Annotated in this window: 9 protein-coding genes; 6 read left to right on the top strand and 3 right to left on the bottom strand. The window is 56.1% G+C overall.

What is annotated here, in order from left to right; translation table 11 throughout:
* Nucleotides 1-115: 115 nt before the first annotated feature.
* Complete coding sequence (pta, locus tag ACYSMN_RS15475) at nucleotides 116-2209, top strand: phosphate acetyltransferase (protein WP_488924811.1); 2094 nt, start codon at nucleotides 116-118, stop codon at nucleotides 2207-2209.
* A 198-nt stretch (nucleotides 2210-2407) separates the two neighbouring features.
* Here pta and ACYSMN_RS15470 read toward each other — a convergent pair whose 3' ends face one another.
* The 3 genes from ACYSMN_RS15470 to bchE all read right to left on the bottom strand — a co-directional run bounded on the left by ACYSMN_RS15470 (nucleotide 2408) and on the right by bchE (nucleotide 5820).
* Nucleotides 2408-2863 (bottom strand): nuclear transport factor 2 family protein, encoded by a 456-nt coding sequence (locus ACYSMN_RS15470; RefSeq protein WP_488924810.1) that lies wholly within the window; start codon nucleotides 2861-2863, stop codon nucleotides 2408-2410.
* Nucleotides 2864-3032: 169 nt separating this feature from the next.
* On the bottom strand, nucleotides 3033-3932 hold the full coding sequence (locus ACYSMN_RS15465) for a DUF695 domain-containing protein (protein WP_488924809.1): 900 nt from the start codon (nucleotides 3930-3932) through the stop codon (nucleotides 3033-3035).
* A 433-nt stretch (nucleotides 3933-4365) separates the two neighbouring features.
* Nucleotides 4366-5820, bottom strand: coding sequence for a magnesium-protoporphyrin IX monomethyl ester anaerobic oxidative cyclase (bchE, locus tag ACYSMN_RS15460; protein WP_488924808.1), 1455 nt, complete (start codon nucleotides 5818-5820; stop codon nucleotides 4366-4368).
* A 407-nt stretch (nucleotides 5821-6227) separates the two neighbouring features.
* Here bchE and ACYSMN_RS15455 point away from each other — a divergent pair, with 407 nt between their 5' ends.
* The 5 genes from ACYSMN_RS15455 (at nucleotide 6228) to ACYSMN_RS15435 (ending at nucleotide 11538) form a co-directional block, all read left to right on the top strand.
* Nucleotides 6228-6560, top strand: coding sequence for a cupin domain-containing protein (locus tag ACYSMN_RS15455; protein WP_488924807.1), 333 nt, complete (start codon nucleotides 6228-6230; stop codon nucleotides 6558-6560).
* Between the two features lie 191 nt (nucleotides 6561-6751).
* Entirely contained in the window at nucleotides 6752-7954 is a 1203-nt protein-coding gene (locus ACYSMN_RS15450; protein ID WP_488924806.1) for an acetate/propionate family kinase, read from the top strand.
* 195 nt (nucleotides 7955-8149) lie between these two features.
* A complete protein-coding gene (locus ACYSMN_RS15445; protein ID WP_488924805.1) occupies nucleotides 8150-9925 on the top strand; it encodes a DUF885 domain-containing protein in 1776 nt (591 codons plus the stop codon).
* Between the two features lie 153 nt (nucleotides 9926-10078).
* The gene (locus tag ACYSMN_RS15440; RefSeq protein ID WP_488924804.1) at nucleotides 10079-10435 is read left to right on the top strand and encodes a thioredoxin family protein; all 357 of its coding nucleotides are present in this window, start codon (nucleotides 10079-10081) and stop codon (nucleotides 10433-10435) included.
* Nucleotides 10436-10773: 338 nt separating this feature from the next.
* A complete protein-coding gene (locus ACYSMN_RS15435) occupies nucleotides 10774-11538 on the top strand; it encodes a YdcF family protein (protein ID WP_488924803.1) in 765 nt (254 codons plus the stop codon).
* Nucleotides 11539-11707 lie beyond the last annotated feature (169 nt).

Below are 11707 nucleotides of genomic sequence, written 5' to 3'. Positions count from 1 at the left end.
TCTTGCGGTGCTGCGGTTAAATCGGGCCGCATCCCATCTTTGCGGGGCTGGGTTGCGTAGGCAGAAGCCGCACCTCTGCCTGGCCGCTCCGGCCCGCTATTTCGTTCTGAAGAGTATGACCAAAACCATCTTCATTGCCGCCGCCGAGCCGTACAGCGGCAAGTCCCTCGTAGCCCTCGGGCTGGTGAACATGCTGCTGAGCAAGGCCCAGAAGGTCGGCTATTTCAAGCCTATCATCAACACTGGCCCGGAAGGCACCCGCGACGCCCACATCGACACCGTGCTGCGTCACTTCAACCTGCCAATCGCCTACGACGCCACCTACGCCTACACCGGCGCAGACGTGCTGCGCCTGATCGAAACCGACCGGCAGGGCGAGATGCTTGATACCGTCATTCACCGCTACAAGCAGCTGGAAGAGCAGCACGATTTTACGGTGGTGGAGGGCACCGATTTCGTGGGGCAGGGCACCGCGTTTGAGTTCGATCTGAACGTGAGCATCGCCAAAAACCTGGGCGTGCCGGTGGTGTTGGTGGTGGCCGGCGAAGGCAAAACCACCGCCCAGCTCATCGGGGCGGTGCTGGCGGCGTTGCGCGGCTTCGAGGCGCGCGAGGTGCAGGTGCTGGCCGTGGTAGCCAACAAGGTGCGGCCCGAGCAAGTACAGGACGTGCGTGAGCTGCTGCTCACCCAACTGCCCACCAGCATCATCCTCAGCGTCATTCCCGAAGACAAAGCTCTGCTCAACCCTACCATGCAGGAGATTCACGAGGCGCTGGGCGGCAAGCTGCTCTTCGGCGAAAACTTGCTCTCGAACCAGGCCGACAATTTCATCACCGGCGCCATGCAGGTGCCCAACTTCCTAAACCACATCAAGGACAACGTGGTCATTGTGACGCCGGGCGACCGGGGCGACATCATTGTGGCGGCGTTGCAAGCCAATATGTCGGCCAACTACCCCAAGGTGGCTGGGTTGGTGCTCACGGCCGGCTCGGAACCCGAAGAGCCTATTCGCCGGCTGATTGAAGGCTTGCAGACGGTGGTGCCCATCCTAGCCGTGCCCGCCGGGACGTTCCAGACCAGCGCCCAGCTGGCGGCCGTGAAGTCGCGCCTGCGCCCCGAAAACGCCCAGAAGATTCAGTTGGCTATCCAGACCTTCGAGCGGTACGTGGACGTGCGCGCCCTCGACGAGCGGATGGCGCAGTTTATGCCCGAGGGCATCACGCCGCACATGTTCCAGTACCGGCTGCTGCAATGGGCCAAGCGTCAGCGCCGCCATATTGTGCTGCCCGAAGGCAACGACGACCGTATTCTGCGCGCCGCCGCGCAATTGCTCCAGCAGGATGTAGTAGACCTGACCATTCTCGGCAATCCCGCCGACGTGTCGGCGTCCGCCAAGCGCCTTGGCCTGAACCTGCCATCCGGTCACTTGCGCGTCATCGACCCGGTGAATTCCGAGTACTACGACGACTACGTGCAGACCTTCTACGAACTGCGCAAGAGCAAGGGCGTGAACCAGGATATGGCGCGGGACCTGATGCGCGACGTGTCGTATTTCGGCTCGATGATGGTGTACAAGGGCCACGCCGACGGCATGGTGTCGGGGGCGGTGCATACCACGCAGCACACGATTAGGCCGGCGCTGCAATTCATCAAGACCAAGCCGGGCGTGTCGGTGGTTTCGTCGGTGTTTTTCATGTGCCTGCCCGACCGCGTGGCCGTGTTCGGCGACTGCGCCGTTAACCCCAATCCCACGGCCGAGCAGCTAGCAGAAATCGCCATTTCCTCGGCCGAAAGCAGCCAGGCTTTTGGCATTGAACCGCGCATTGCCATGCTGTCGTACTCCTCGGGCACGTCCGGGGCCGGGGCCGATGTGGAGAAAGTGCGCCAAGCCACCGAGCTGGTACGCCAGCTGCGCCCGGACCTAAAAGTGGACGGCCCGATCCAATACGACGCCGCCGTAGACCCCATCGTGGGCCGCCAGAAGCTCCCCGACTCGGAAGTGGCGGGCCAGGCCAGCGTACTCATCTTCCCCGACCTGAACACGGGCAACAACACCTACAAAGCCGTGCAGCGCGAAACCGGCGCCCTGGCTATTGGCCCAGTGCTACAGGGTCTGAACAAGCCGGTGAATGATTTGAGCCGCGGGTGTACCGTGGATGACGTATTTAATACGGTGGTGATAACGGCTATTCAGAGTCAGCAGGGGTGATGTTAAAGTATTGGCGACGTGGCGGCATTTACTATCCGTCCAGCCCGTACCAATGCTAAATAAATTTAAGAACTCGGTCACGCTGGAACAAAACCTAATTAGCGATTTACAGCCGATTGTTTATTCGTCACGCAGCCATATTACCAATGCACTGTTGGCTGCTGGTATATTTCTAATCGTACACAAATTTCAATAAGCTTAATGTTCATAGCTAATTACTCTTGTTAGTTTCCACCCATCAGCTCTTTTTTGCCAGATATGAACGAATTTGAATGTTCCGCAATCGTCCTTTCCGTTTTCCGGGTGACAAAACCGATGCATACCTATTTCAATGGCTCCATAGTCTTTGATAGGATATACCTGAAGACTTCCGGGTATAAGCGTTCTTCTTAGCCCATTGTTTTGGTCAAAAAGCCGACGGGTATTTTCAATTACCTGATTATAGTTTGTCAACCCTCCATTGTCATGGTAAAACTCAAGGTCGGTTGCGAATATCGTTTTTTGTTTTTCAAGGTTTCGGTTGTTGAATGCGTCAAATAATAAGCTATCCATGTGCGCAATCGTGTCATATAAGTCTCTTGATGCCGGCGCATAGGGTTTGGTTACTTCACTACTGCTCTTTCGCGAAGTAGAGCAAGCAGCAGTAATACACATCAAGGTTATATAAACAACAGTTCTCAGCCTTCCCATCTTGTCTTTTTAAAGTCTTGCGTCGCTTGCAGCCAACATTTAGGTTGCCGTCACTGACAACCTCACCCAATGTCGGCAATTATCCTTCAGTACGCAGTTCAATGGCGGCAAGCATACCAGCATCTTCTACCAGCTAAGCCATCTGAAAACCCTCAAATGAGCGCCAATATTTGTCTTTGTACAGTTCATAACTGACATCGAACTGGTCGGCGTAGGCTTGTTGAAGCTGGTGTAGTACTTTGGCTGGCTTTCTGAATTCCTTACAGGCAAAGAATATCTGGCGTACTCCGTCAGCCGTTTGTCGCCCGATGTTGAGGTAGCCTTCGAAGTCCTGGAGTTCCTTGGTGATATCGTCTTCCAACTGGTTCGATAGCTCGTGAGCTGCGTTATCGGGCATGCCGTGGTTGGTAGCCTCATCTCGGTACGCCACGTCAACTTGGGCTATCCAAGGGTGCGAAGGTTTTCTGTCCCACTTCAGCAGATCTGTATTCATAACTGCTACCAGGATGTTGCCGTTTTCCAGCTCTGCTTCAAAACCCGAGTAGTTGTCCGTGGCGGTATTGTACCGTGTGCCCTCGTACTTCTCCACGAATTCTTTCTGGCGCCAGGTTAGGTAGTCTTTGAGCTTGCTGATGGAAATAAGCTCCGCGCCAGGCTCAGGCGCAGCAACTATCATGTAACGGTCGATGACGGTGGCAAAATCAAATTCGCCCAAATAGTTGTCGAGAAAGATGAGAATCCCGCTCCGTATCGTGGTTTCATCCTCGGCCCGCCAATCAGCATAGACCATGCTCAGGGCAATTTCGTCGGGGTAGGCTGGATCGGTGTTGGCGTAAAAGCTGATGGTATCAACGCCGAACTGGTAGCCGGCCATCGAAACGTCCACGCCCTCCATGTTGATAGCCTGCTTGAGCGCGGTGAATTTCCAGCCGGGTAGGGCGGGAGCCGCCGCCACCAGCTCCTCCACGAATACAAAGTTTTTTACGTCCCCATCGGCGGTTATTACCAGCTCGGCCGTGTCTGCATCGTCCATGCCCACCAAGTAGGTGCACCCAGACTTGACCTCGCTAAGTCTAGGGCTGAGTTCTTCGAAAAACTCTTCGTCAATGTTCTGGCCTTGTTTGACTACATGGAAGAACTTCTGCTGATTGGCGGCAAACCACTGCCAAAAAATAGAGTAGGAGTCAGGACTCGTAGACTCTTGGTGCCCGGGCTTCTCAAGAATAGTCATTGGAATAGTAGTGCTTTACGGACGCAAGAAAGCACGGGCATGTGAATAAACTTCACCAGGTTGCGAATCGTGTGAAGTCATTTTCAGGGGGCGCGCCTCGTCGCCCGTATAGCAAAGGGGGGCTAACTGAAAGTAGAGTGGATTTGACGTGTTCGACGCTTCGCTCCTGGCTTTCGTTTGGCAGAACAGGCGGTGGCAATGTTCGACTTTTGCCGACTATGCTTTTCTAGCCAGATCAGGCCCAAAAGTCTTTCATTTTCACGCTGGTATTCGTCAGTTTGGTTACGAAAAAGAATTGGTAGAGCTCCCAGAGCCAGACTCTTCTACCTATCCTCGTGTACCACCGCATGGCACTTCTTAGGCGGGCTTCTTTGTGAAAGAAAAGTCGCCGCAACGCGCTGGGCCTGGTTTGCATAACCAGCTCTATTATTTTCACATACAAGATTACCACCCAGGGCTTCAGATAGCTGGTCGCAATGACCTGGTGCTTGTAGTCCCACTTGCGCTGATCTGTTAGAATTATTTCCTTGTCCTTTACCTCTTCAAAATAAGGAGTCCATTTATGCGGCGTTACATACAGTAGCTGCACTTGATCGGGGTCGTAGGAGAGCAGTTGCTTAAGACTATTGTAAAAATCTCTGGTTTTTTCTTCGCCGAAGCCTACCACATACGTTGCCATTGACAAGATGCCGTGCTTGCGCAGCAGTTGGATGGCCTCCTTATCTGTTGATATTGTTCCTGCCTTTTTGATTTTTTCCAGAACTACCTCGTCGTAGTTCTCAATGCCGAGCAGAAATCTTTCGAATCCAGCTTTTTTATATAAGTGCAGAAAATCCGCGTCTCTTACGATGTTATCGGCTCGAATAGAGCCAACTAGAATCAGCTTCAAGTTTTTTGCAACCAACGCCTCCAGAAACGCCCGCCACGCCTTAGGGTTAGAAGAAGGATTTTCGTCGGCAAAGTTGATCACCTCAATTCCGTATTTGTGGTGCAGCATTTCAATCTCATCCGCGAGCAGCTGCGGGTTTCGGTGTCGCCACTTCTTCCAAAATAGGCTTTGCCCACAGTAAGTACACGGGTAGGGGCAACCCCTGGAAAATTGAATAACAACGGCCTTGCGCTTGCCCCAATACGTGTAATCATAGCCGTGCATCAACTCCCAGCCAATCCGAAAATCATCGAGGTTTTTGATATTGTCTGCCGGTAGGGTTTTAAAGCAAACGCCATTTAGCCTAAAGGCTAACCCCTTGATACCTTCGGGCGACCCCCCTTGCTGCAAAGCGGAAATTAGATTCAGGCAAACTTCTTCGCCTTCGCCACAAACTACATAATCGATTTGCGGATTACTTTCTAGGATTTCTTTCCAGTGATAGGTAGGAAATACTCCGCCAATAATGATTTTTACGGTGGTGCTTTCCAGCCTGACTAATCTTGTGATATCGTTTATAATTGGCTGAGCAGAAGTAGAGCCTGAATGTCCAAGCAGAACGGCGTCCGGATTTTTTTCGAGTATTTGTTTGGCTACGTGGCGTATTTCATAATTATGATAGTCCGCATCCAATAAGCTTACCTCGTGGCCGGCATCAATAAGCGGCCCTCCAATTGATAACAGGCCCAAGGGCGGCAGATGCTCGTTTGGCATCCTGCTGCCGATGGATAAATGAGGGGGATTAACTAGTAGTATTTTCATCAGACCTTATTTAGCTGCGTTGCGGCAGTGTTGCCGCCAATTTTTATATTGTTTCTATTCATTTCATGCGCTAGAAAGCATGCCAATAGGGGCAGGCAATATAGCTCCAGCTCCGCTGATAGCTCCAGCTCCGCTGGTTTGAGCAATCTCACAGGGCGCTTGCGAGTCCGGAAGTATTGATGTGACTTTTGACCACGTACCGCTGCATAAAGCAGCGTGTCCCAGTTGAGGCCGAAGACCTCCGTACAGTTTTTTGGGATAGAATGCTGCTGCGGCTTCAGCAATTATTGACGTTGCGTACCCGCGCCCACCGTGTTTTGCAGAAACCGCCGCTACCTTCGCCGGGAGCCGCCACGGCCTGACCAACAAGCTTTGCCGGTCCCACTTCATTATTAACCTAGCTGTTTATGTTGCCCCCGCTCACGGTCATTGACACTCACCAGGAAACCCAAGGCGTCGATGGGTATAAGAACATGCCCGTCTCGCTGATCAACGACCACGTAGTGCGGCTCAGCGTCATGACGGAACCGTACTTCTGGCATCACCATCCCAATAGCGACGAAATCTTTCTGGTGCTGGAGGGCGTGTTGTGCATTGATCTGGAAGAGCGAACGGTGGAGCTGGGGCCTGGCCAATTGTTTGCCATTCCTGCCAACGTTAGGCACCGGACCTGGCCGAAGGAAGGCCGATCCGTTAACCTTACCTTCGAGCTGGCCGGGATAGAAACTGTTGCCTCGTAAGCCTTGTCCTGTGTTCCAAGACCAGTAAACCGTAATACTCCACTCAGAAACGGGGCGTGCATGTGCTTGCTAGCATCTGGAGCCACGCACAGCGTTATGTTGTTTCTACTTCGATCTTACCCAACTTCCGTCACCTACACCACTTCGGCCCGTCTTGCATTGGCGAAGAGAGCCGGGAGTGAGAACCGCCTATGAATATCTTCGTCATCAACTCCGGCAGCTCTTCCATCAAGTACCAGCTCTTCCGCCTGCCTGCCGAGCAGCCTCTGTGCAGCGGTTTGGTGGAACGCATCGGGTTGGAACAGCCGCGCATCAAGCACAAAGTCTTCAGCGCTGGCCAGGAGCAAACCATCGAGCGGGCGCCCGAGCAGTTGCCCGACCACCGGGCCGGTCTGGAGGCGGTGCTGGAACTGTTGACCGATGCAGACATGGGTGTGATTCGGGATCCGGCGGAAATTGAGGCCGTGGGGCACCGCGTGGTGCACGGCGGCGAAACCTTCGCGGCTACTACCATCATCACGGCAGAAGTGAAGGCCGAAATCAAGCGGCTGTTTTCGTTGGCGCCGCTGCACAATCCGGCCAACTACCTTGGCATTGAAGTAGCGGAGCAGATTTTTCCGCGGGCCCGGCAAGTGGCCGTATTCGATACGGCGTTTCACCAGACGCTGCCCGAGCATGCCTTTCGGTACGCGCTGCCGGAGAGCTTATATCGGGAGCAGGGCATTCGGGTGTACGGCTTCCACGGCACCAGCCACAAGTACGTGGCCGAGCAAGCCGCCGCCTACCTTGGCTCACCCGACGTCAGCCTCATCACGGTGCACCTGGGCAACGGGTGCAGCGTGGCCGCCGTGCAAAATGGCCGCTGCATCGATACCAGCATGGGCTTTGGTCCGCTCAGCGGTTTGGTGATGGGCACCCGCTCCGGCGACATTGATCCGTCGGTGATTTTTCACCTCATCAACCAGCTTGGCTACTCCGCTGAGCAAGTCAGCACGCTACTCAACAAGCAAAGCGGCATGCTCGGCCTCACCGGCTTCAGCGACATGCGCGACGTAGACCAGGCCGTAGCCGCCGGCGACCCGGCCGCTACGCTGGCGCTGCAACTGTACGCCTACCGTATCAAGAAATACATCGGGGCCTACGCCGCCGCGCTCGGCTGGCTCGACGCCATCGTATTCACGGCCGGCGTGGGCGAAAACGATGCCGCCGTGCGCCGCCTGGCCTGCGAAAACCTCAGCTTCCTGGGCATCGGGCTGGATGAAGCGCGCAACCAGGAGCGCAGTTCGCACCTGCGCGAAATCAACGCGCCCGAAATGGCTGTGAAAGTATTGGTAGTGCCCACCAACGAAGAGCTGGAAATTGCCCGGCAATGTGCCGAACTGCTAGGCGCCTGAAGTAGCGCGAAGCTCCAGCTTCGCGCACGAGCGAAGCGAGTTCCTACGCGTGGGCGCCAGTGACGCGGGGCCAATCGTTCAACGATGCGCGAAGCGGGAGCTTCGCGCTACTGACAGGGGCAACGTTCGGTATCAAACCGGGTCCTTGCCCGCTACCTTGCCGGCTCTCTTTCCAACCCTTCTTATATGACCTCAATGCATACCCTGAAAACGCTGCTGGCCACTGCCGGGCTGCTTGGTGCCGCGTGGCTGAGCGGCTGCGGCGACTCGCAAAGCCGCAAAATAGCTGAGGCCGAAGCCAGGCCGGACGCTGTGTTCGAGCGTTACAAGACGCACTTCATTGATTCCTTGTGGTACTACAACCCAGAGTGGGCCAGCAACCAGGGCTACCACCGCTACGATTCGCTGCTGATAGCACCCACCGAGACGCGGCGGCAAGTGGAAAGCAAAATGCTGAAACGGCGCGCCAAGGAGCTGGCGGGCTTTAAGTTGGAAGAGCTGTCGGTGAACAACCAGACCGACTGGCGCATGATGCAGAACTACGTGCAGAGCAGCCGCTGGTACGCCGACACCTTGCGCGACTGGCAGTGGAACCCGGCCGGCTACAACCTGGGCGCGTCGGTGGGCGAAATCCTGAACGGCCGCTACTGGCCCCTCGACCGGCGGCTACGGGCCATCAGCAACAAGCTCTCCAGAGCCGCCGACTATTACGCCGCCGCCGAAGCTAACATCAACACGCCCACCAAAGAGCACACTGAGCTGGCCATCAAGCAGAATAGGGGCGGGCTGGATGTGTTTGGGAAGGCCTTGCAGGATTCCATTGCGCGGTCGGGGCTGACGGCGCGGGAGAAAGAAGAGTTTGCTGCCCGGCTCACCACCACCCGGCTCAGCATCGAAGACTATATCCGGTTTCTGGAAACGGAAGTGCTGCCAGCGGGTAAATTCCGCAGCTTCCGGCTCGGTAAGGAGCTTTTCGACCGTAAGTTCACCTACGACATCCAATCGACCTACACCGCCGACCAGGTGTACCAGAAGGCGCTCCAACACAAGCAGGAACTGCTGCGTGATATGAACAAGCGGGCCGCGCGCCTCTGGCCCAAATACTTCCCCGGCCGGCCGCTGCCCACCGATTCGCTGGCCGCCGTGAAGCAAGTGGTGAGCAAGCTTTCGGAGAAGCATGCCACGCAAGCCGGCTTCGTACAGGCCGTGCGCGACCAAATGCCCACGCTGGTGCGCTGGGTAAACGACAATAAGCTGCTCACGCAGGACCCGAGCAAGCCGTTGGTAGTGCGCGAAACGCCGCCTTACATGCGCGGCAGCGGCGCCGGCGCCAGCGTTTCGGCTCCCGGCCCTTACGATAAAGCCGCCAACACCTACTACAACGTGGACCCGCTCGACGGGCAGCCCGCCGACCAGGCCCAGAGCTACCTGCGCGAGTACAACGAGTACACTCTCCAGATCCTGAATATTCACGAGGCCATTCCGGGACACTACACGCAGCTCGTGTATGCCAACCGCTCACCTTCGCTCGTCAAGGCCATCTTCGGCAACGGGGCCATGATTGAGGGCTGGGCCGTGTACGCGGAGCGCATGATGCTGGAAAGCGGCTACGGTGGCAACAGCGACGAAATCTGGCTGATGTGGGACAAGTGGAACATGCGCGTCACGCTCAACACCATCCTCGACCACGAAGTCCACGTCAACAAAGCCAGCGAAGACGCCATCGTAGCCCTGTTGCGCCGCGACGGATTTCAGGAGGAAGCCGAGGCCCGCAATAAGTGGCGCCGCGCCACTCTGAGCCAAGTGCAACTCAGTTCCTACTTCACGGGCTACACGGCCATCTACGACCTGCGCGAAGAGCTGAAAAAGCAGCAGGGCCGGAGCTTCGACCTCAAAGCCTTCCACGAGCAATTCCTGAGCTACGGCAGCGCCCCGGTGAAATATATTCGGGAGATGATGCTGAAAAAGTAGCCTTTCGACTACCCATTTTGCTCATCAGCAAGCCGCCTGGAAAGGAAGTGTTTTGGCCAGCTTGCCGTCTGCTTTGCGACTGGTGCCCGTATGCTCTTATAGAACGAATACAAGCTTTGTCTCCCTGGCAAGGTGTAATGTCGTGATGCTGCTATGAAAGCCACTGAAAGCCAACAGGTTCATGATGCCGACGATGAGCAGCTACGCCGGCTCACGCACGAGCACCTAAAGGTGTTTGTCAAGTTCACATCGTTGAACTGCGAAACGTGTGAGTTGCTGGCGCCGCCTTTCGAGCGGTTTGCAGGGAAGGAAGAATTCAAGCCTATCTTATTTCTGCGGCTGAACGCCGATGAAAATCCCGTGGCCAAAAAGATGATGCAGGAGAAAATAGCGCCCTTTTTCGTGTCGTACTGCCAGGGCCGCCTACTCGAGTGCGACACGCTGACCACGGAGCAGGAAGTAGTAGATATGTTGCGGCGGCTGCACGCATTCTTGCCAGTCACCACATGAGCCGCATCCGCTTGCCCAAAGACGTGTGGGCTCTTATTGCTCTATTCGTCGCGCTACTGCTTATGCTCCTGCTATTCCGGTAGCAGCTTCAAAGCCCGGAGTTAGAGGTTACAGCTAGTTTTCAACTCCCCTCCTTTTTTCAAGGAGGGGTGGCCGCAGGCCGGGGTGGTAAGACCGTTGAACGACTACTAGCGCTAGTTTTCTAGCTCTAGTCAACCACCCCGGCCTGTGGCCACCCTCCTTGAAAAAAGGAGGGGAGCTATTTTCTAACTATAGCCTTAGCCGATCCCTTAAAATGGCATGCGCCATCTTGCGTGCCCACAACCAAGCACTCGACTGTGTTTTTTCTACTCTCCAAGCTGCTCGACTTTCTGCTACTGCCAGCGCTGTGGCTGGTGGCGCTGCTGCTCGCGGCGCTTCTCACGCGCCGCCCGAACCGACAGCGGCGTCTGCTGCTGGGTACGCTGGTGCTATTTCTGCTAGGCACCAACGGCGCATTGGTCAACGAAGCCTTATTAGCGTGGGAACTGCCGCCGGTGCCGTTGCGAGAAGTAAGCGGCCACGACGCGGGCATTCTGCTCACGGGTATTACGCAGGTGCACAAGTCGCCGCACGATAGGGTGTACCTGGGGCCTGGGGCCGACCGGCTTACGCACACGCTCTGGCTCTACCGGGCGGGCCGCATCCGGCGCATCATTATCTCGGGCGGCTCGGGTGCCGTGCAAGACGTGGCCCACACCGAATCCCGCGACTTGCTCACGCTGCTGCGGCTGGCCGGCGTGCCGCGCCAGGATATTCTGGTGGAAAACCGTAGCCGCAACACCCGCGAAAACGCCCTTTTCACCAAAGAGCTACTAGCCAGCCACCCCGAAATCAAGTCGGTAGTACTCATTACGTCGGCTTTCCATCAGCGCCGGGCGCTGGGCTGTTTCCGCCGCGTCGGCCTGGAGCCCACGCCCTTCCCCGCCGACTTCCGCACCACCAACCGCACCGCCACCCCCGACTACTGGCTCCTGCCCGACGCCGAAGCCCTGAGCCGCTGGAGCCTGCTGCTCCACGAAATAACCGGCTACCTGACGTATAAGGTGCTGGGCTATTGCTGAGGTATTGTCATTGCGAGGAGGCACGACGACGCAATCCTTCCTCTATGAGCTGAGAGCTTCACTTATAAGATAAGCCCTTGACGCCAACACGGATGGCAAGGGCTTGCTGCTTCAGTAGGTTTTGCGCAGTGAGAGGAAGGATTGCGTCGTCGTGCCTCCTCGCAATGAC

The organism is Hymenobacter sp. M1-2, assembly GCF_057808495.1.
This window is presented reverse-complemented; position numbering and strand designations above follow the sequence as displayed.